Origin of the sequence: Mesorhizobium sp. M0239 (assembly GCF_040321815.1) — a bacterium.
Lineage (GTDB): Bacteria > Pseudomonadota > Alphaproteobacteria > Rhizobiales > Rhizobiaceae > Mesorhizobium.
The window spans coordinates 38,246-56,735 of record NZ_JAMYSG010000006.1; the positions used below are offsets into that span (position 1 = coordinate 38,246).

Genomic DNA, 18,490 nt, shown 5'->3' on the forward strand with positions numbered 1-18,490 from the left:
AATCGCAAGCAACCAGAGGCCCTTCATGATCATCGTCACGGGCGGCGCCGGTATGATCGGCTCCAACATCGTCGCCGCGCTGAATGCCGAAGGGCATGACGACATCCTCGTCGTCGACGACCTTACCGACGGTCACAAGATCGCCAATCTTGCCGATCTCAAGATCGCCGACTATCTCGACAAGGACGATTTCTTGGACCGCATGGAGGCAGGCTCGCTCGGCCGCATCGAGGCCATCTTCCACCAGGGCGCCTGCTCGACCACCACCGAGTGGAACGGCAAGTTCATGATGGAGGTGAACTACGCCTTCTCGAAACGGCTGCTGCACGCAAGCCAGGCGCTGCGCGTGCCCTTCCTCTACGCCTCCTCGGCTTCCGTCTATGGCGGCGGCTCGGAGTTTCGCGAGGATCCGGCGCTCGAGCGGCCGCTCAACGTCTACGCCTATTCCAAGAAGCTGTTCGACGACTTCGTCAGGCGAACCGTGTTCGCCGGGCGCACCGCCTTCGATACCGACCATTCACAGGTCGTGGGCTTGCGCTACTTCAACGTCTATGGCCCGCGCGAGGCGCACAAGGGCGCCATGGCCTCCGTCGCCTTCCATCTGTTCAACCAGGTCGAACGCGGCGAGAACCCGAAACTGTTCGGCGCCCATGACGGGTTCGGGCCCGGCGAACAAAGCCGCGACTTCATCCATGTCGGCGACGTCGCCGACGTCAATCTGTGGCTGTGGAAACAGGGCTCAAGCGGCATCTTCAATTGCGGCACCGGCCGTGCCCAGCCCTTCCGCGCCATAGCGGAAACAGTGATCGACACGCTGGGCAAGGGCGAGATCGAGTTCATCACCTTCCCCGACCATCTCAAGGGCAGCTACCAGAGCTTTACGCAAGCTGATATGTCCCGTTTGCGCGCGGCCGGTTACAATGGCCAATTCCGGACAGTGGAAACCGGTGTCAGAGACTATGTCGAATGGCTGAAAGCCCAACGATCCTCGTGATCGGCCCACGCTGGGTGGGCGACATGGTGATGGCGCAGTGCCTGTTTTCGGCGCTGAAGGAGTTGCATCCCAACGCCGCCATCGATGTGCTGGCGCCGGCCTGGGCAGCGCCGCTGGTCAAGCGCATGCCCGAAATCCGCCAGCAGATCGACTTTCCGCTCAAACCCGGCGCGCTCGAATTCACCCATCGCCGCCGCTTCGGCCGCCTGCTGCGCGGCCGCTACGACATCGCCTATATCCTGCCGGGCAGCTGGAAGTCGGCGCTGATCCCGTTCTTTGCCCGCATTCCGCGCCGGGTCGGCAACCTGCGCGAGATGCGCTATGGCCTGTTGACCGACATCGTGCCATTGCCCGACAGCATCAAACGACGCACCGCGCAGGCCTATTTCGGCCTTGCCCAGGGCGGTGGTTTCCGGGCGCCACGGCTTAGCGTGGACACGAAAAACCAGGTCGATCTGCTCGGCCGGTTCGGCCTAGCGCCGCAAAAATTCGTGGCCCTGATGCCCGGCGCCGAATTCGGCCCGGCCAAGCGCTGGCCCAGCGAAAGCTATGCCGGGCTTGCCCGCAATTTCATGGGCAAAGGCTTGAAGGTCGCTCTGTTCGGCTCGAAGAACGACCGCGACGTGACGGCGGAGATCGCGGCCCTGGCCCCCGGCGTCGTCGACCTCGCCGGACAGACGCGGCTGGAGGACGCCATCGACCTGATATCCGCCGCAAGGCTGGCCGTGTCCAACGACAGCGGGTTGATGCATGTCGCGGCCGCCGTCGGCACGCCGATCGTCGCCGTCTACGGCTCGACCTCGCCCGAGAACACGCCACCGCTGGCTGAGCACCGGGAACTGGTCTGGCTTAGCCTGTCGTGCTCGCCATGCCACCAGAAGGTCTGCCCGCTCGGCCACCTCAACTGCCTGAAGACGCTTGAAGTCGGCCAGGTCGCAGCAGCGGCGGAGCGGCTGCTGGACATCCCGGCAGCGGCATGAAGGTGCTGATCGTCAAGACGTCATCGATGGGCGATGTCATTCACACCTTTCCGGCCGTCGAGGATGCCCGTCGCAACCGCCCGGACCTGACCTTCGACTGGTGCGTCGAAGAGGCATTTGCCGGTATCGTCGCGCTTCACCCGGCGATCGACCGGATTCATACGGTGGCGATCCGGCGCTGGCGCAAGGCGCTGCTCGACGGCGCCACCTGGCGCGAGGCGGCCGCCCTGCGCCGGACCTTGCGCGATTGCCGGTACGACCTCGTCATCGATGCGCAAGGCCTCCTGAAATCGGCTCTGGTGGCAAGACAGGTGGGCTCCCACATTGCCGGCTTCGACCGTTCGAGCGCGCGCGAACCTTCTGCGACGCTGTTCTACGATGCCACTTATCCCGTGCCGCGCGACCTGCACGCCATCGAACGGACACGGCGGCTGTTCGGGCTGGCGCTCGGCTATCAGCCCGATCTTTCGACCCTGGACTCCGGCATCGTGCCGCCCGCCGGCACTCTGGCGGGCCCTTCTGGAAAAACCGCCTTCCTGCTGCACGGCACCAGCCGCGAAGACAAGAAATGGCCGGCCGAAGACTGGATTGAAACCGCCCGCCTGCTGGCTGAACGTGGGATGACGCCGGTCACGACCTGGTCGAACGAGCGTGAGAAGGCCGTGGCCGAAGCCATTGCCAAGGCAGTGCCATCGACAGTTGTGGTGCCAAAGTCACCGCTGGCCGACATCGCTGCGTTCATCGGCCGCTCGGAACTGGTCATCGGCGCCGACACCGGGCTCACTCACCTCGCCAGTGCCTTTGGCCTGCCGACGGTCGCGGTGTTCCTGGCAACCGAGCCCGGGTTGACGGGTCCTCGCGGGCAATATGCGTCGACGCTTTTGGCACCGCCCAGGGGGCGTGTGATGCCGGCGGAGGTGGTGGCGGAGGCAGAAAGGCTGCTGGCGCTTAAAGTCGGCGCCAGCACCGGTTGATTTAGTCAATAATTGAATTGAAAGGCTAGCGCTGCCGCGCCCACCTCAAATTGCTCTAGATGAACTGCACCTGGACGATCTCATACCCCCTGGCACCGCCAGGCGCATTGACCTCGATGGCGTCGCCGACTTCCTTGCCGATGAGCGCACGCGCGATCGGCGAGGAGATCGAAATGCGGCCGGACTTCACGTCCGCCTCCTGGTCGCCGACGATCCGGTAAGTCTTCTTTTCCTCGGTGTCCTCGTCGACCAGCACCACAGTGGCGCCGAACTTGATCTTGTCACCGCTGAGCTTGCTGACGTCGATCACTTCGGCCCGCGCGATATAATCTTCAAGCTCGTTGACGCGGCCCTCGTTCAGGCTCTGCGACTCCTTGGCGGCATGATACTCGGCATTTTCGGAAAGGTCGCCATGCGAGCGCGCCTCGGAGATCGCCTCGATGATGCGCGGCCGCTCTTCCTGCTGGCGCCAGCGCAGTTCTTCCTTCAATGACGCGAACCCCTCGCCTGTCATCGGGACCTTGTTCATGATGCCTGACCTTTCCTGCTGCCACCCCCGCGTTTCGGGGAAAGCCTTGTCGATGGGTACAAAAAGAAAACGGGTCCGGCAGCCTCGGGCTAACGGAACCGTTTCACCGCAATTTCCCTGAATATAGCAATGTCAGCGGGTTTTTCACGCCTAAAAATCGGTTTTGCTAAAATCATCCCCGTTTTCATCAGCCGCAGGCGGTGAATGAGACTGGGGGCAACAAAAAAGCGGCCGCGATCGCTCGCGGCCGCTTGGAAGAGCCCTGGGATCTTTTCAGCTTCTCATGAAATGGTCGATCTGCTCGGCCAGCATGCCATATTCACGCGAACCCTTGCCGGTCCGCTTCTCGATTTCCATCAATTGCTGCCGGGCGCCGGCCAGATCGCCGATCTGCAGATGCGCTTCGCCGAGATATTCGCGCACCAGCGTGTAGTTCGGATCGATGCGCAGCGCTTCCTCGTAATAGCCGAGGCCGACGGCGACGCGGCCAGAATGGCGGTGCGAATAGCCGAGATAGTTGAGGATGCGTGGATCCTGCTTGTTGGCGGCGAGGCTGAGCACGGCGATCGCCTCGTCATAGCGCCCGGCCAGCGCCAGCGCGTGGCCAGCATCATAGATGCTGTCGTCGTCGAGCATGCCTTCCTGAGGTGCGACGCACTTTTTCTTCTTCTTGTCCCAGACCTCGCCCTTCTTGCATTGGGTGACGGTTTCGTCACCGCCGCCGCCATCGCTGCCGGCGGCGTATACGGGAACGGCGAGGAACTGCAGCGCGAGTAGCGCGGTCGCAGCCTGGATCAGCACTCTCTTATGCATCGAAACCTCCTGGGGGGTGAGAATGCAACACTAACGCCGGTCGGCTTGCGTTTCATCCCGGAAAATTGCGTGCGGGAGAACATCAGGTGACGGATGCCGCAAATCCGCTATCATCCGGCAAAACGACCTGAGGGAGACGGCCCTTGCAGCGGCGGCTTGAAAAGGACTGGGAACTTTCGATCGGCCCCGACACTGTGCGCCTGTTCATCCTCAAGGCCAAGGCGCTGAGTGCGGCCGTCAATGAAGACTATGCCGATGGCGCCGAGCACGAGATCGAACTCGATGGCGAGTCCCATGTCAACCATCACCATGACGGCCTTGCCGAGGAAAGCTCCGAGAATCTGACCGAAGAAGAGCTGCGTGAGCTGATCAACGACCTCAATGTCGATGAAGCAGCCGAACTGATCGCGCTGGCCTGGGTCGGTCGCGGCGACTACGACGCAACCGAATGGGCGGACGCGCTGGCGGCCGCGCGCGAACGCGCCAACAAGCGCACCGCAAAATACCTGCTCGGCATGCCGCTGCTCGCCGACTGGCTGGAGGAAGGGCTGGAAGCGATCGGTGCGTAACGGAGCGGATACCGTTCGTGATGAGACCAAGGCAACTTCCTCGCGTCGGCGCCGTTGACGGCGATGGGGTCGCTTGTCTTTTCCCGAACATTCAGGATCGCATTGGTCATGGCCGTCACGGCTCTGCTGGTGACACCGGCTGACGCCAAACATCGCCACCGCCATCACCAGCCGCTGACGCCGCGAATGGAGCAGCCGCTGACACAGCGGGCCGACCAACCCCTGAAACACCGGCGCGGAAAAAGCCTGAAACCACGGCGCCACCGGCAGGTCACACCGAACCGGACACAGCAGAAAACGCAGGCTCCGCTGCCCTCGCCCGCCGATGTTCCGATGCCCGAGGCCGGTATTCCAGCACCCAAGCCCGGCATTCCAGTGCCCGAGCCACGCCCGGCGGACGCTCCAAAGGCTGACGCTGCAAAGACCGAGGAGCAAAAGCCGGAAGCTCCGAAGAGCGCCGGAGCGCCCGACCGGTTCAAGCAAGAAAAATCCCACCAGGAAAAGCAGACACGTCCCGAGCCGTCCGCTCAGGAGCCGTCAGCCGGGGAAAGCGAGCCGGAGCCGCCGGCCATTGCACCGACGCCGACGCCAAAACCCGACATCGCGGAGCCCGAGGCTGGGCCGCCGGTCGTCGCACCTCAGCCGCCGCAAAAGCCGGCCGATACAAGCGACAAAAAAATGCTGCCCGACCCGCGCTCGGCCGACCAGCCCGAGGGGAAGATGCCCACCGAAGAGGTCGCCTGCCGCGAGCGGCTGAAGACGCTCGGCGTCGAATTCGAGGAGCACAAAGCGGAAAGCAACCCCGAAATCGGCTGCTCGATCCCCTATCCCCTGGTGCTGAAGACGCTTGGAAAGTCGATCGCGATTGCCGCCGGAACCGAACTCAATTGCAAGATGGCCGAGGCGGCAGCGCGTTTTGCCACCGATGTGATCCAGCCGGCGGCGAAGGCCGAATTCGGCGCCGACCTGAAATCAATCGGCCAGGCATCGGCCTTTGTCTGCCGGCCACGCAACGGCACCCGAAAACTGTCGGAGCATGCGTTCGGCAACGCGCTCGACATCGCCAGCTTCACGCTGTCGGACGGCAAGAAGATCGAGGTCGGCCCGGCGCCGCCCGAGAAGGACGCCAAATTCCTCAACGCCGTGCGCAAGGCGGCCTGTGGTCCCTTCAAGACAGTGCTCGGTCCGGGCGCCGATGCCGATCACTCCCTGCATTTCCATCTCGATCTCGAACCGCGCCGGCATGGCGGCACGTTCTGCCAGTGACCATGGCTGATCCAGGCCGCGTGCCGCAATTCGGCCGCAGGCATGAACGCGGGCGCTGAGTTTTCCTTTACCCTTGATCGTTAAAATGCCGGATATCCATCAACGGGATTCCGCCAATGGCCGGCAAATTTCGGGCCGTGTTTTCCACCGCGCGCCTGTCAAAATATGCAGCAATGCTGACCGCCAGCCTGGCGCTGGCGGCGCTCTCCGCCTGCAACACCGGCAGTGTGCTGTCGCTGCAGCCGGCCGTCGACGTCGGCGCGCAGACGGCTGCGGTGCCGCAATATGCCGGCATGCAGAAGCTTGTCCCTTCCAATCCATATATGACGCAGGCCGCTTATCCGCGCATGGACGAGCCGATGTCGCCCGTCGAGCAGATGCCGGCCAGCGAAACCGACTGCCGGCAGCAATTGAAGCGCCTCGGTGTCGCCTACACCGACCTGGCGCCGATCCATGAAGGCCAGTGCGGCATCGATTATCCGGTCAAGGTTTCGGCCATCGGCAACATCCAGATGAAGCCCGCAGCGACCCTGACCTGCGACATGGCCGCTACCTTCGCCGGCTGGACCAAGAACGAGCTCGTCCCCTCCGCCCGCTGGCGTTATTTCTCAGGCGTCAAGACCATCCACCAAGGCTCCAGCTATTCCTGCCGCAGGATTGCCGGCGAAGGTGTGCTGTCAGAGCACGGCAAGGGCAATGCGCTCGACGTCATGAGCATCGAGCTCAACAATGGCGACGACATCGACGTGCGCAAGCCCGGCCTGTTCGCTTTCCGCACCCGCGGCTTCCTCAACAATGTGCGCGCCGACGGCTGCCAGTATTTCACCACCGTGCTCGGCCCCGGCTACAATTACGACCACCGCAACCATTTCCATTTCGACATCAAGAACCGCAAGAACGGTTATCGCGCCTGCCGTTAGGAAGAGATCAGCCTAATCGGCGCCACCGGTTGAAGCGGCGATTTGCCGTGCGACCAAGTCCTGGATGCGCCAGAGATTGCGGTCGCGGATGCCGCTCTCTTCAAGCTTGCTCACGGTCCTGAACAAATACTGCGCCGAAGAGCCCCAATGACCGGCAGCCCGCGCCAGCGTGTCGGCAACCTGCTCCAATGGCAACCGGCCGGCATAGGCGCTGCCGTTCGGCGCGGCGACGAAGGCCAAGGCACGAAGCGGCCCGTCCCTGGTCTTGATCTTGATCCAGCATGGCACGTTGGTGGGCGGGTTGGCGTCGATCTCGCGGCGCATGAGCTGGCCGAGTTGCCCGAAATGGTCTTCCGCGGGCAATCGGTAGACGATCCCGTTGCAACTGCCACCACGGTCGAGGGCCAGCATCAAGGCCGGCAATTCGCGTGTTCCGCGCCAGCGCGTCAGCTTCAGGCAGAACGAGCGGTGCCATCCCGTCGCCGTTGCGGGACGCTGCTCGACATGGGCGAATTCGGGATTCCAGATCAACGACCCATAGGCGAAGACCCAAAGCGTGTCGGGCCGATACTGCGAAAGCAGTTGCTCCACCAGGCCATCGAACTCCGCATCGGTGTGCTTGCTGGTTCCGGGCTCTGGCCCGGGATCAGGCTCGACACGCTCAACTTGCGCGACAAGCTCGGCGGTCAACGCCATGGGCTTGCGGCCTGCCAGCTTCCGCTCCATTGCTGCCCCCGCGAAGAAACGATGGCCCACGATAGACCGGCAGCGCGCCGCTGGCCATTGATTTCCAGGGTCCGTCAGGCAACAGATATCGCACGGATCGGGCGGCGTTCATGAGCCAGCGAAGTTTTCGGCGACGCGTTGCAATCTGGGTGGCGACCTTGCTGGCTGCCTATCTGGTGCTCGCCTATTTCGCCGCACCGGAATTCTGGACGTTCCGCGATCGCGGTTTTCGCACGCAGCGCTTCGAGATGCTGACGCACACGCCGCAAGGCATTCCGGGCGACCCGATCAATGTCGGCCTTGTCGGCACGCAGAAGGAGGTGGTCCATGCCTTCGCCGTCGCCGGCTGGGACACCGCCGACGCCGTGACCCTGAAGACCGCGATCGAAATCGGTGAAAGCGTGCTGTTCGACCACCCCTACCCCGATGCGCCGGTCAGCAGGCTGCTGTTCGATGGCCGCGCCCAGGATCTCGCCTTCGAAAAGCCGGAGGGCCTCAGCGCCGACCGCCGGCATCATGTCCGCTTCTGGCAGACCGATGCAAGCGGCGACGATGGCCGGCCGCTGTGGCTGGGCTCGGCCAGCTTCGATCGCGGCGTCGGCCTCAGCCACGACACCGGCGCTGTCACCCACCATATCGGCCCCGACATCGACGCCGAGCGCGATTTCCTGATGCGCGACCTAGCCACCGCCGGCACGCTGATCTCGACCAGCGACATATCGGGCGTCGGCGCCACCAGTACGGGACGCAATGGCGGCGGCGATCCCTATTTCACGGACGGCGAGGCGATTGTCGGTGTCCTCAAACAGTAGGTCGCGCGGGCCTTGCAGGCTGAAACAGCCAAGCGGTTCAAAAAAGGGCGGTTTCAAAAGCAGGTTTTGATGTTCGACGCGGAAAGTGTGGTGACTAGCTACTGCAGGGCCTGGTTCGACCCGGAAGCTGAGGAGCGTCGCCGGCTGTTGTTCGCCTCATTCGAACCGCAAGGCACATACATTGATCCGACGGTGCATATCTCCGGAGCCGAGGCGCTGCTCCGACACATTGATCAGGTGCTGAAAGCCCGTCCGGGCTTCTGGCTCGAACGGACGACCTTGGTCGATGTTCATCATGACTTCCTGCGTTTTGGCTGGGTGCAGAGAGGCGAAAACGGATTTCGAGGCACCGACAGCATGGATATGTGCCGCGTTTCCAAGGAGGGAAAACTGTCGCAGGTCGTCGGCTTTTTCGGACCCTTCAGAGCAATGCCAAATCCCTGACGGTTCCTCACCGCTGCGGATGCCGCGTGACCGAAATGCCGGTCATTTCTCAAAAAACACGTCAGACTATTTTCGAAGACCGCGCCGCAATGCTATTGACCGCTCATGTTATACGTAGAAATCGCTATCGTGGTCGTCCTCATCTGTGTGAACGGCCTTCTGTCGATGTCCGAACTTGCCATCGTCTCGTCGCGACCGGCCCGCCTGAAAGCGATGATCGACCGCGGCATCAATGGCGCCGGCCGCGCGCTCGAGCTTGGCTCGAATCCCGGCAAGTTCCTCTCCTCGGTGCAGATCGGCATCACCCTGGTCGGCGTCCTCTCCGGCGCCTTTTCCGGCGCCACGCTCGGCGAACGGCTGGCGCAGTTCCTGGCCTCGACCGGCATCCGCGAGACCGTCGCCGATCCGCTCGGCGTCGGCATCGTCGTCGCCATCATCACCTATTTCTCGCTGATCGTCGGCGAGCTGGTGCCCAAGCAGATTGCCTTGCGCGACCCAGAGCGGGTCGCCGCCAGGGTCGCTCCGGCAATGACCATCCTCGCCACCATCTCGGCGCCGCTGGTCTTCCTGCTCGACTTCTCCGGCCGCACCATATTGTGGCTGCTCGGCCAGCGCGGCGAAAGCGAGGAGAAAGTCACCGATGAGGAGATCAAGATGCTGGTCGCCGAGGCCGAGCATCACGGCACGATCGAATCGGACGAGCGGCGCATGATCGCCGGCGTCATGCGGCTTGGCGACCGCGCCGTGCGCGCGGTGATGACGCCGCGCACCGAGGTCGACTGGATCAATCTGCAATCCGACGAGGCGGCCATCCGCAAGCTGCTCATGGAAACCCAGCATTCGCGCCTGCCGGCAGGCGACGGCGGCGTTGACGTCATGGTCGGCGTCGTCCAGACGCGTGACGTGCTGGCCGCACTGCTTGCCGGCCGCGTGCTCGACCCGCGCAGGCATGTGCGCGCAGCCCCTATCGTGTACGACCAGGCCGACGCACTGGATGTGCTGCAGAAGCTGAAGGAATCCGACGTGCCGATGGCGCTGGTGCATGACGAATACGGCCATTTCGAAGGCATCGTCACCCCGGCCGACATCCTCGAAGCCATCACCGGCGTGTTCCGCGCGGACACCGACGCCGGTGATGAGGAAAACGCCGTCAAGCGCGAGGACGGCTCGTGGCTGCTCGCCGGCTACATGCAGGCCGACGAGATGGCCGACATTCTCGGCATCGACTTGCCGGAAAACCGCGATTACGAAACCGTCGCCGGTTATGTGCTGTCGCACATGCACCATCTGCCGGCGACTGGCGAATGCGTCGACGCGCAGGGCTGGCGCTTCGAGGTGGTCGATCTCGACGGCCGCCGCATCGACAAGCTGATCGCCACCCGCCTGCCCGGCGCCCACCGCGAGGCGGTGCGCTGACATGTTCGAATGTCAGCTTTTGGCCGGTTAGCTGACGCCGCCCTCTGCCAGAGGTCGAACTGGTTTCAACAAACCGAAGAAGCCAATGATGCGCGTTATCCGTTTCTGCTCCTCATCTAGAAAGGCGATGTCCAGGCCCTCGGGTAAAGACGAACCGTCAGGCATCACAAACTTCCACGCGAAGCGCGCGACGCCGTGATGAACATCCACGTTGCTGGTCCGCAGAATGCAGGCACCAGGATGCTTGCTCTGAATTCCTGCAATGTGGGCTAGCAGTTCTTCGGCACCAACAGCGTGAACAGTTGGATCTGTATACGTCGCGCCTTCGCTCAAGATCGATAGCAGCGACACTCGCCGCTTCTCGACGTTTTCGGTGGACCACGAGGAACAATACTTATCAATGAGATGCGTCAAAGGCATGCTACTTCCCTATCGCCAGAAAATGCGAGAGCGCGGCGAAATCATCGTGCAAGTGGCCCGCCGCTATGGCCCGTTTGAATATCGCATCATAACCATCGACTATTGAACGGTCGATTTCGCGGAACTGCATCAACTCCAATAGATGCTGCATTGCGCCGTGGTGCGCCGAGATCGACGAGAGCGTTTCGTTATCGCTGGCAAATCGGCCAGCGCTCGTCCGCTTGATGAGGTCGGTCACCAGGCCGTCAATGACCGGCGCCGTCGCGGACCACTGCCGCGCCAGTTCACCGAGTTCGATCTCTTCGGCCTGCGACACGGCGATCGCATGGAGCGTCCCGAACAGAGCGCCCCACATGATAGCCAGTAGTGCGCTATCGAGCGCGTTCGCACGCCCTGGTTCTTCGCCAACATGCTGAACATTGCCACCCAAAGCGCGAAACACATCGCGGTTCGTGTCGAAAGCCTCCCTTGGCCCGGCAAGCAGGATGGTCCCAGCGTCCGTGCCGATATAATCCGGCGTCGCCATGATCGCGCCATCAAGGTAGTTTGCGCCGTGCTTCGTACACCATTCAGCGGCTTCCCGTGCGCCACTCGGCGTCCCCGAAGTCAACTCCACGATCAGCTTGCCGCGAATGGCTGGGGCGATGGCGTCACTGTGGAGAAGCGCTTTTGTCGCCTCATAGTCGCTGACATTCACAATGATGATCTCGCCTGCGTTCACGGCTTCCTCCACGGAGGACGCGACGATTGCGCCCAGCCTGGCGAGTGGATCGGTCTTCTGTCTGGTTCTGTTCCAGACAGTCGTCGGATATCCCGACTGAAGCAGGCTGCCGGCGAGCGCCGAGCCCATACGGCCCGTTCCAATGACCGTGATTGAAAGCTTCATTCCACACTCCATATCAATTGGCGGCGTCAGACCGCGTTTTGCTGTGATCGTCTTGAGAGGTATGTCAAAACGAGCGGCGCGCGATACGCACCCAGGCGTAAGTGGTCACCAGAAGGTAAGGAACGCGCGATGAACAATTCCGCGGACAATGGCTTTGCAGCGGCCGTCAGGATGGTCGAAGGAAAGTGGAAAGTAGATATCCTTTGCGAGCTCGGAACGGCGTCGCGCAGATTTGGTCGATTGAAACAGGCGCTTTCTGGCATCAGTGAAAAGATGCTGGCGCAACAATTGCGAGAACTGGAGGCCGACGGCCTTGTCGACCGTAAAGTCTTTTCCGTGGTTCCAGCGAAGGTAGTCTATTCGCTGACAGAACGCGGCGCGGCGCTCAACGCAGCAGCAGGTTCACTATGTCTGTGGGCCGAGCAATTCGGCCTGCCCGGCTGCCCTCAGATTGCCAATGGCGTACATATGGATGCCCTCTGATGCATGTCGCCCAAAGCGACCTCGGTTTGGGAGAACGACATGCATAAAAACGAGGACCTAAAACGCCTGAACCCGTTCGTACGGGACACGCTTCAGGGGTGCGACGCGCTCGATGTCCTGTCGAGATTCAAGGCGTTCCGATGGTGCTGGTCCATGACGAGTACTACCGTTTCGCACCGCCACAACGGCCGGCATTCTCCCATCACCGGGCTCCGTCGCCGGCTATGTGCTGGCGCACATGCATTATGCCGGCGACTGGTGAATGCGTCGACGCGCAGGGCTGGCGCTTCGAGGTGGCGATCTCGACGGCCGCCGCATCCCGCCTGGCAGGCGCCCATCGCGAGGCGGTGCGCTGACGCCCGAGCAATTGCGGCATTCGCTCTATCGTTCCCAGAAGGACTTGGCGATCTCTCCCTCGACCTGCTCTATCGTCAGGCCGATATCGTCGATCAGATGCGGATTGTCCTTCGACATCTGCCTGAGTTGCCAGCGAAAGCGTATCCGTTCGCGCCAGGTCCGATCGTGCCAGCTCGCTATGATGCTTCGCAGGGTCTTCAGGAGCCGGCGCGATGCCGGCCGCACGGGCGTTCCCGGTCGCGCTGCACAACGCTGGGCTGATGCAAGTGTATTGGTCATGGCAACCTCCATATGGTTTGAGGGCCTAAGGGCTCTCGATGAGGTTGAATTCTGCGCGATACGGACGGCGCCGTAATTAAGCCCTCCCAAATAGTTCTCAAAACTTCCAAACGAGCTAGAGCAGTTCACCGGTTCACGGAACCGGTAACCTACTCTAACCCTTTGTTTTGACGCAATTCCGAACAGAAAACCGCTTCACACTTTTCCTGGAATTGCTCTATAGATGCGCCTATGGGATCGCGTTTTGCCTTTGGTCCGTTCGTGCTTGATCCGGGTGCGGGAACGCTGCTTCGGAACGACGTCCCCGTTGCCGTTGGCTATCGCGGGCTGAGCCTGCTTGCAGCACTCGTCGGGCGGCCCGGTGAAATCTTGGGAAAGGCCGAGTTGATGGACGCTGCATGGCCGGGCACGGCCGTGGAGGAAGGCAACCTCACCGTCCAGATCGCGCAGTTGCGCAAGCTGCTTGGTCCTGTCGGCGAGAACGGCGAATGGATATCCACCGTTCCGCGCGTCGGCTACCGTTTCACGGGGGCCGTCGAACAGCTCGGCGAGGCCAAGCGAAAACCCTTGCCGCTGCCCGACAAACCATCGATAGCCGTGCTGCCCTTCGTCAATTTCAGCAACGATCCCGAGCAGGATTCCTTCGTGGACGGGTTGACCGAAGACCTGATCACCGACCTGTCCAGGATCTCCGGCCTGTTCGTCATCGCCCGCAACTCGACCTTTGCCTACAAGGGAAAAGCGATGGACGTGCGCGAGATCGCCGGGGACCTTGGCGTGCGCTACCTGCTGGAAGGCAGCGCAAGACGCGCCGCGGGGCGCGTGCGCATCAACGCACAGCTGGTTGACGCGGTGAGCGGCGATCATCTGTGGGCGGAACGCTTCGATCGCGGCCTGGACGACATCTTTGCCGTTCAGGACGAGGTGACGGCCAAGATCGTGGAGGCATTGCTTGGCCGTCTGCGCACGCTGCCGCCGCGCAACCGGCCCAGCAATCTCGAGGCTTACGATCTCTGCGTGCGGGCGCGCAAGCTGATCGACGACTCGCCGCAGATGGCGCAGGAAGCGCATCTGATGCTGACGCGCGCGGTGTCGCTCGATCCCGGATACGCCGAGCCCTATCGCTGGCTTGCCATGAACCACTGGATGGGACAGGTGCATTGGGGCGGACCAACCGAAGCTGCCCGCAGCGTTGCCTTGGAGCTGGCGCGCAAGGCTGTGGCGATCGATCCCAACGATGCTGGCTGTCGCTGGATCCTGGCCTACCTGCTTGCCTATGAGCGCAGCTTCGCCGAGGCGGATGCCGAATTCGCCAAGGCGATCGAGCTCGACCCGAACGAGGCCGACACCTGGGCTGCATTGTCCGACATCGCGGTTCTGGCCGGCCGGGTCGAAGAGGGCCTTGAGCACATTCGCAAGGCGTTCCGGCTGAACCCGTTTCCGGCGAGCTGGTACTATCTGACGCTCGGCCAGGCGCAATATGCGGCGCGCGACTATCAAGCCGCTATCGAGACGTTGCGCCGTGACGAGACCTATCGCACAAGCTCACGCCGTTTCCTGGCGGCAAGCCTGGCGCAACTCGGCCGGCTGGATGAGGCGCGCGCGGAGGCCGAGCTGTTTCTCGTCGGCAACCCGCATTTCACAACCCATCACTGGGCGACGACCGAGCCATTCCGCGACGCCGCTACGCTCGAGCATTTCGTCGATGGTTTTCGCAAGGCCGGTCTTCCGGAGTGACGCGCCGGCATCCGGCCTGCCCGTGGCAAAGGCGAAGTGGTGCGCTAACCCGGATCTAGGCATGGGCATGATCTCGGTGGCGCGAGACCTTCTCGCGGTTACCGCAGGTGCGCATGCTGCACCAGCGCCGCTTGCCGCCTCGCGACGTATCGAGGAAAAGCCAGCCACAGCGAGGGCAGGAATGCAGCCTGTCGCGCGGCAGGGTGAAGAACGCTTCGATGGACAGCATGGCCAGCAAGGCGGTGACGGCATCCGGGTCCCGCCACCGGGCAAGGGCAAGCTTCGGTCTGGTGCGATCCAGCTCGATAGAGCCGGCGGCAAGCGAGCTTGCCGTGCGCGAGAATAACACGCCTAGAGCAATTCCAGGAAAAGTGTGAAGCGGTTTTCCGTCCGGGATTGCGTCAAAACAAAGAGTTAGAGCAGCTCGCCGTTTCCGTGAAACGGTGAAATGATCTAGCGGTTCGACCGCGGACGGTTTGCCGGCGGCGATTGACTCGAAAACCTGAAATGACGCCTCCCGCACTTCGCGGACCCGTTCCACGAACCGCCCATCCGCTATCTCGGCGACGGCCTGCGCCTGGCGATCGTCGGCAAGCCCTGAGGCGTTGAACCAGTTCGCAACATCCCGGACGGACTTAAACAGTTCATTATCAGCTGCTGGCACCCGCCGGTCGAACACGGCGTTCGACAGGTCCAAAGCGGGATGCCCGCCTATGAAGTGATCCGGCACCCATTCGGTGTGTGCATGGCTCACGGAACATAACCTCATTACTTGCATTATACGGTTACAAGATGAATCACTATCACACCGATATACGGTGTAAAAGCCACCCCAGATCGGCGCGAGAGCCTGGAGAGAGAGGATGTGCAGCAATCGTTACAAGACCCGCCACCAGACCATCAATGTCGACGGCCTCGACATCTTCTATCGTCATGCCGGCGACCCGGGCAGGCCGGCAATCCTGCTGCTGCACGGGTATCCGACTTCGTCGCACGTCTATCGAAATGTCATCGAACCGCTGGCGGAGACAGCCTATGTGGTGGCGCCGGATCTGCCCGGTTTCGGCTTTTCGTCCGCCCCTTCCATCGATGCCTATGACTACACGTTCGAGAACCTGGCCAACACGATCGAAGCCTTCATCGAGGCCCTCGGCCTCCAGCGATTCTTCCTCTACATCACTGACTTCGGCACGCCCGTCGGCTATCATCTCGCCACACGGCGGCCGGATCGCATCCTCGGCCTGATCGCGCAGGACAGCAATGCTCATGACGAGGGGCTGGGACCGGAATGGGACGCGCCGAAGGCGTTCTTCGCCGAACCGACTGAAGAAAACCGCGCCAAACTGCCGGACTGGATGAATTTCGAGGGGACCCGGAACCAATATATCGGCGGTCTCCCCGAGCGTCTGAAGGTGTTGTTTCCGCCCGAGGGTTGGTATCTCGATACGGAGCGTCTGGCGAGGCCCGGCAACACCGACATTCAGTTCGAACTCTTCACCGATTATGGCTCGCACATCGCCCGCTTCCCGGCCATCCAGGCCTATCTCCGCGACCAACAGCCAGCATGCCTCGTGCTGTGGGGACGGCACGACGCCTTCTTCGCGCTGGACGAGATCATGGCCTACAGCCGCGACCTCGACGCAGTCGAAATCCATGTCTTTGAGAGCGGACACATGCTTCTCGAAACGCATCATCGCCAATGCGCGGCTCTCATCGCTCACTTCATCCACGAGGTGGAGACTGGGGTATTTCGCGAACCTGCCGGGCGCTAAACGTCGGCGCTCAAACCGCCACTTCGATGGGCTCGGCAAGCCTGGGATTGGCCCGCGCGGCGATCAGGCAGCCGGCCACGATCAGGCACGCTCCGGTCAAGGTGGTCCAGGTCGCCTCCTCACCGAAGAAGAACCAGCCGAGCGCGACCGCCCAGATGAAGGCCGAGTATTCAGTCGGGATCAGATATTGCGCTTCGGCGCGGGCGTAGGACCAGCTCATCAGGAACTGCCCGGCAAGCGACAGCACCGTCACCCCGGCCAAAGGAAGCCAAAGATTGCTCGGTAGGGCGACGGCAAGCCAGGGTGCTGCGAGGCCGAGGAGGATGGCAACGCAAAGGTTCTGGAACAGCATGATCTCGATGGGCTTGGCCAACTGCGCCTGTTGCCGGGCGAGGATCAGATTGTAGCCGTAGAACACCGTCGACACGAGCACCGCTGCCGTGCCGAGCATGGCATCTTGCGAATAGTCTGCCTTCCCGAACTGGCCGGCCATGATGATGGCGACACCGGCAATGCCGGCCAAAGATGCCCAGACAGCCTGGCGCCGGATCCGTTCGCCCAGCAGCAGCGCGGCGAGAAACAGGGCAAACAAGGGCGCCACGAAACTGAGCCCGATCGCCTCCGCGAGCGGCAGCCTGGCCAAGCCCCAGAAGAAGGATATCAGGACGATGCCGACAATCGCGGCACGCAGCGCATGCAGCCTCAGCACCGGAACGGTTGGCGTTAGGCGCGGTCCCGCCAACCAGGCCGCGCCCGCGACCACGGTCGCGACCATGCTGCGCCATAGCAAGGTGTTGTAGACGCCGACCGCGATGACCAGGATCTTCATCGCCGCATCCATCCCGGACAGCAGGAAGATCGCAAGCGCGCAAACGAGCACCGGGATCATCGGGGAAACGGCGCCGGTCAGGCTGGATGTCTTCACGGCTTCACTCATGTGACGGATTGCAGCCGGATATATCAGGCCACAGGGCGCGACCAGATGGCAGTCCCGTCGATGTAGCAGTCCAACCCCGATTGGCGTCGTGTTCGCGGCTATCGCCATATCAGGGTATCAGTACCACCTTCCCGGTCGACCGGCGCTCATCCAGCAACCGGTGCGCTTCCCCGGCCTGGTCGAGCCGGAATCTGCCGCCGATCGTGACCTGCAGTTGGCCGCCTGCCGCCATTTGGAACAGTTCGGACAGGCTGGCTTTCAGCACATCGGCAGACAGCAGCGGCAGCAGCGCGAAACCCCTGAGTGACTGGTTGCGGCCGATCAACTGCTCCAGATCGGAGGCAGCGAGGCCAAAGCGCTCGAGCGCAGCAAACACCAGTTCGCCGCCAGGCGCCAAGGCCTCAAGCAAGGCAGCGGTCAGCGCACCGCCGACTGTGTCGTAGATGACGTTGGCGCCCTCCCCGCCGGTGAGGTCGCGGACGCGAGCGGGCCAGTCCGGCTTGGTATAGTCGACTGCGGCATCGGCGCCGAGCGACAAGACGAAATCCAGCTTTGCCTTGCCGCCGGCGGCTGCGATCACCTGGCGTGCGCCCTTCAGCCTGGCCAGTTGGACAAGCAGCGTTCCCACACCGCCCGATGCGGCCGGCACCAGCACCGCCTTGTCATCGGGCGGGCTTTGCCGAAGCAGATGAAGGGCCGTCAGCCCCTGCACCATCAGCGCCGTGGCAGCCTCGAACGGCAGCGCATCCGGCAGCGGCACGACGAGATCGGCTGACATCGTCACCTGCTCCGCATAGCCGCTGTGGGGACGCTGCGACATGAACAAAGGCGCGGCCACGCGGCGACCCAGCAATTGTGCATCCACGCCTTGCCCGACGGCCTCGACGACACCCGCCGCCTCGACGCCCGGGATCATCGGCAGTTGCGGCGTCACCGCGTAGCGGTTCGCGCGCATCAGCACTTCGAAGAAGTTGATCCCGGCGGCGTGGACACGGATCAGCACCTCGCCGGACTGCGGCACCGGCGCCGGCAGATCGACCACCTCCAGCACCTCGGGACCACCGAAGCGGCTGAGTTGAATGGCTTTCATGGCAAACTCCGATAGCACTGGCATCGGCAGCGGTTTGCCACTATCTGCGGAGCCTCGACTACACACTCATTTGTCCCCTGCTGACC

At 62.7% G+C, this 18,490-nt stretch carries 21 protein-coding genes; 12 read left to right on the top strand and 9 right to left on the bottom strand.

The window, feature by feature from the left end:
- Nucleotides 1-25 precede the first annotated feature (25 nt).
- From rfaD to waaC, 3 genes are read left to right on the top strand one after another with little or no spacing between them, the layout of a single operon-like run.
- Nucleotides 26-994, top strand: a complete 969-nt coding sequence (rfaD, locus tag NKI99_RS07410) for an ADP-glyceromanno-heptose 6-epimerase (RefSeq protein WP_352440410.1) — start codon at nucleotides 26-28, stop codon at nucleotides 992-994.
- Nucleotides 967-1,974 (top strand): lipopolysaccharide heptosyltransferase II, encoded by a 1,008-nt coding sequence (gene waaF / locus NKI99_RS07415; RefSeq protein ID WP_352440409.1) that lies wholly within the window; start codon nucleotides 967-969, stop codon nucleotides 1,972-1,974. Before rfaD ends, waaF begins: the two co-directional genes overlap by 28 nt.
- Nucleotides 1,971-2,948, top strand: coding sequence for a lipopolysaccharide heptosyltransferase I (gene waaC / locus NKI99_RS07420; protein WP_352440408.1), 978 nt, complete (start codon nucleotides 1,971-1,973; stop codon nucleotides 2,946-2,948). Before waaF ends, waaC begins: the two co-directional genes overlap by 4 nt.
- A gap of 55 nt (nucleotides 2,949-3,003) precedes the next feature.
- Here waaC and greA read toward each other — a convergent pair whose 3' ends face one another.
- Complete coding sequence (gene greA / locus NKI99_RS07425) at nucleotides 3,004-3,477, bottom strand: transcription elongation factor GreA (protein WP_027039333.1); 474 nt, start codon at nucleotides 3,475-3,477, stop codon at nucleotides 3,004-3,006.
- A 273-nt stretch (nucleotides 3,478-3,750) separates the two neighbouring features.
- Entirely contained in the window at nucleotides 3,751-4,290 is a 540-nt protein-coding gene (locus tag NKI99_RS07430) for a tetratricopeptide repeat protein (protein ID WP_352610429.1), read from the bottom strand.
- 143 nt (nucleotides 4,291-4,433) lie between these two features.
- Here NKI99_RS07430 and NKI99_RS07435 point away from each other — a divergent pair, with 143 nt between their 5' ends.
- The 3 genes from NKI99_RS07435 to NKI99_RS07445 all read left to right on the top strand — a co-directional run bounded on the left by NKI99_RS07435 (nucleotide 4,434) and on the right by NKI99_RS07445 (nucleotide 7,045).
- Nucleotides 4,434-4,859 (top strand): DUF3775 domain-containing protein, encoded by a 426-nt coding sequence (locus NKI99_RS07435; RefSeq protein WP_352610431.1) that lies wholly within the window; start codon nucleotides 4,434-4,436, stop codon nucleotides 4,857-4,859.
- Nucleotides 4,860-5,045: 186 nt separating this feature from the next.
- The gene (locus NKI99_RS07440) at nucleotides 5,046-6,125 is read left to right on the top strand and encodes an extensin-like domain-containing protein (RefSeq protein WP_352610539.1); all 1,080 of its coding nucleotides are present in this window, start codon (nucleotides 5,046-5,048) and stop codon (nucleotides 6,123-6,125) included.
- Nucleotides 6,126-6,241: 116 nt separating this feature from the next.
- A complete protein-coding gene (locus NKI99_RS07445) occupies nucleotides 6,242-7,045 on the top strand; it encodes an extensin-like domain-containing protein (RefSeq protein ID WP_352610433.1) in 804 nt (267 codons plus the stop codon).
- 12 nt (nucleotides 7,046-7,057) lie between these two features.
- Here NKI99_RS07445 and NKI99_RS07450 read toward each other — a convergent pair whose 3' ends face one another.
- On the bottom strand, nucleotides 7,058-7,771 hold the full coding sequence (locus NKI99_RS07450; protein ID WP_352610435.1) for a gamma-glutamylcyclotransferase: 714 nt from the start codon (nucleotides 7,769-7,771) through the stop codon (nucleotides 7,058-7,060).
- A gap of 110 nt (nucleotides 7,772-7,881) precedes the next feature.
- On the opposite strand from NKI99_RS07450, the gene NKI99_RS07455 reads away from it, so the two are divergent.
- From NKI99_RS07455 to NKI99_RS07465, 3 genes are all read left to right on the top strand, one after another.
- Nucleotides 7,882-8,583: an LssY C-terminal domain-containing protein gene (locus NKI99_RS07455; RefSeq protein WP_352610436.1), complete on the top strand. Its 702-nt coding sequence runs from the start codon at nucleotides 7,882-7,884 to the stop codon at nucleotides 8,581-8,583.
- Between the two features lie 12 nt (nucleotides 8,584-8,595).
- Nucleotides 8,596-9,027, top strand: a complete 432-nt coding sequence (locus NKI99_RS07460) for a hypothetical protein (RefSeq protein ID WP_352610438.1) — start codon at nucleotides 8,596-8,598, stop codon at nucleotides 9,025-9,027.
- Between the two features lie 105 nt (nucleotides 9,028-9,132).
- The gene (locus NKI99_RS07465) at nucleotides 9,133-10,443 is read left to right on the top strand and encodes a hemolysin family protein (protein WP_352555047.1); all 1,311 of its coding nucleotides are present in this window, start codon (nucleotides 9,133-9,135) and stop codon (nucleotides 10,441-10,443) included.
- Nucleotides 10,444-10,470: 27 nt separating this feature from the next.
- Here the strand turns inward: NKI99_RS07465 and NKI99_RS07470 are convergent, their stop codons facing one another.
- Complete coding sequence (locus tag NKI99_RS07470) at nucleotides 10,471-10,863, bottom strand: hypothetical protein (RefSeq protein ID WP_352610440.1); 393 nt, start codon at nucleotides 10,861-10,863, stop codon at nucleotides 10,471-10,473.
- Between the two features lies 1 nt (nucleotide 10,864).
- The gene (locus tag NKI99_RS07475) at nucleotides 10,865-11,749 is read right to left on the bottom strand and encodes an NAD(P)-dependent oxidoreductase (RefSeq protein ID WP_352610442.1); all 885 of its coding nucleotides are present in this window, start codon (nucleotides 11,747-11,749) and stop codon (nucleotides 10,865-10,867) included.
- 129 nt (nucleotides 11,750-11,878) lie between these two features.
- On the opposite strand from NKI99_RS07475, the gene NKI99_RS07480 reads away from it, so the two are divergent.
- A complete protein-coding gene (locus NKI99_RS07480; RefSeq protein WP_128303797.1) occupies nucleotides 11,879-12,232 on the top strand; it encodes a winged helix-turn-helix transcriptional regulator in 354 nt (117 codons plus the stop codon).
- A 381-nt stretch (nucleotides 12,233-12,613) separates the two neighbouring features.
- On the opposite strand, the gene NKI99_RS07485 is transcribed toward NKI99_RS07480, so the two are convergent.
- Nucleotides 12,614-12,868: a DUF1127 domain-containing protein gene (locus tag NKI99_RS07485; protein ID WP_023809755.1), complete on the bottom strand. Its 255-nt coding sequence runs from the start codon at nucleotides 12,866-12,868 to the stop codon at nucleotides 12,614-12,616.
- A gap of 231 nt (nucleotides 12,869-13,099) precedes the next feature.
- Here NKI99_RS07485 and NKI99_RS07490 point away from each other — a divergent pair, with 231 nt between their 5' ends.
- Nucleotides 13,100-14,605 (top strand): winged helix-turn-helix domain-containing tetratricopeptide repeat protein, encoded by a 1,506-nt coding sequence (locus NKI99_RS07490; protein WP_128303796.1) that lies wholly within the window; start codon nucleotides 13,100-13,102, stop codon nucleotides 14,603-14,605.
- A gap of 55 nt (nucleotides 14,606-14,660) precedes the next feature.
- Here the strand turns inward: NKI99_RS07490 and NKI99_RS07495 are convergent, their stop codons facing one another.
- A complete protein-coding gene (locus NKI99_RS07495; RefSeq protein WP_032908926.1) occupies nucleotides 14,661-15,359 on the bottom strand; it encodes a CGNR zinc finger domain-containing protein in 699 nt (232 codons plus the stop codon).
- A gap of 109 nt (nucleotides 15,360-15,468) precedes the next feature.
- Between NKI99_RS07495 and NKI99_RS07500 the strand changes: the two genes are divergently transcribed.
- Nucleotides 15,469-16,377, top strand: coding sequence for an alpha/beta fold hydrolase (locus NKI99_RS07500; protein WP_352610444.1), 909 nt, complete (start codon nucleotides 15,469-15,471; stop codon nucleotides 16,375-16,377).
- Nucleotides 16,378-16,387: 10 nt separating this feature from the next.
- Here NKI99_RS07500 and NKI99_RS07505 read toward each other — a convergent pair whose 3' ends face one another.
- Together NKI99_RS07505 and NKI99_RS07510 are read right to left on the bottom strand one after the other, a co-directional pair.
- The gene (locus NKI99_RS07505; protein ID WP_023809759.1) at nucleotides 16,388-17,314 is read right to left on the bottom strand and encodes a DMT family transporter; all 927 of its coding nucleotides are present in this window, start codon (nucleotides 17,312-17,314) and stop codon (nucleotides 16,388-16,390) included.
- A gap of 109 nt (nucleotides 17,315-17,423) precedes the next feature.
- Nucleotides 17,424-18,404, bottom strand: coding sequence for a quinone oxidoreductase family protein (locus NKI99_RS07510; protein ID WP_352610446.1), 981 nt, complete (start codon nucleotides 18,402-18,404; stop codon nucleotides 17,424-17,426).
- Between the last annotated feature and the right edge of the window lie 86 nt (nucleotides 18,405-18,490).

Excerpts from the sequence above, each read along its gene's own strand:
- rfaD (WP_352440410.1), top strand. The coding sequence starts at position 26 with ATGATCATCGTCACGGGCGGCGCCGGTATGATCGGCTCCAACATCGTC.
- waaF (WP_352440409.1), top strand. The coding sequence starts at position 967 with ATGGCTGAAAGCCCAACGATCCTCGTGATCGGCCCACGCTGGGTGGGC.
- waaC (WP_352440408.1), top strand. The coding sequence starts at position 1,971 with ATGAAGGTGCTGATCGTCAAGACGTCATCGATGGGCGATGTCATTCAC.
- greA (WP_027039333.1), bottom strand. The coding sequence starts at position 3,477 with ATGAACAAGGTCCCGATGACAGGCGAGGGGTTCGCGTCATTGAAGGAA.
- NKI99_RS07430 (WP_352610429.1), bottom strand. The coding sequence starts at position 4,290 with ATGCATAAGAGAGTGCTGATCCAGGCTGCGACCGCGCTACTCGCGCTG.
- NKI99_RS07440 (WP_352610539.1), top strand. The coding sequence starts at position 5,046 with ATGGAGCAGCCGCTGACACAGCGGGCCGACCAACCCCTGAAACACCGG.
- NKI99_RS07445 (WP_352610433.1), top strand. The coding sequence starts at position 6,242 with ATGGCCGGCAAATTTCGGGCCGTGTTTTCCACCGCGCGCCTGTCAAAA.
- NKI99_RS07450 (WP_352610435.1), bottom strand. The coding sequence starts at position 7,771 with ATGGAGCGGAAGCTGGCAGGCCGCAAGCCCATGGCGTTGACCGCCGAG.
- NKI99_RS07455 (WP_352610436.1), top strand. The coding sequence starts at position 7,882 with ATGAGCCAGCGAAGTTTTCGGCGACGCGTTGCAATCTGGGTGGCGACC.
- NKI99_RS07465 (WP_352555047.1), top strand. The coding sequence starts at position 9,133 with ATGTTATACGTAGAAATCGCTATCGTGGTCGTCCTCATCTGTGTGAAC.
- NKI99_RS07470 (WP_352610440.1), bottom strand. The coding sequence starts at position 10,863 with ATGCCTTTGACGCATCTCATTGATAAGTATTGTTCCTCGTGGTCCACC.
- NKI99_RS07475 (WP_352610442.1), bottom strand. The coding sequence starts at position 11,749 with ATGAAGCTTTCAATCACGGTCATTGGAACGGGCCGTATGGGCTCGGCG.
- NKI99_RS07480 (WP_128303797.1), top strand. The coding sequence starts at position 11,879 with ATGAACAATTCCGCGGACAATGGCTTTGCAGCGGCCGTCAGGATGGTC.
- NKI99_RS07485 (WP_023809755.1), bottom strand. The coding sequence starts at position 12,868 with ATGACCAATACACTTGCATCAGCCCAGCGTTGTGCAGCGCGACCGGGA.
- NKI99_RS07490 (WP_128303796.1), top strand. The coding sequence starts at position 13,100 with ATGGGATCGCGTTTTGCCTTTGGTCCGTTCGTGCTTGATCCGGGTGCG.
- NKI99_RS07500 (WP_352610444.1), top strand. The coding sequence starts at position 15,469 with ATGTGCAGCAATCGTTACAAGACCCGCCACCAGACCATCAATGTCGAC.
- NKI99_RS07505 (WP_023809759.1), bottom strand. The coding sequence starts at position 17,314 with ATGAGTGAAGCCGTGAAGACATCCAGCCTGACCGGCGCCGTTTCCCCG.
- NKI99_RS07510 (WP_352610446.1), bottom strand. The coding sequence starts at position 18,404 with ATGAAAGCCATTCAACTCAGCCGCTTCGGTGGTCCCGAGGTGCTGGAG.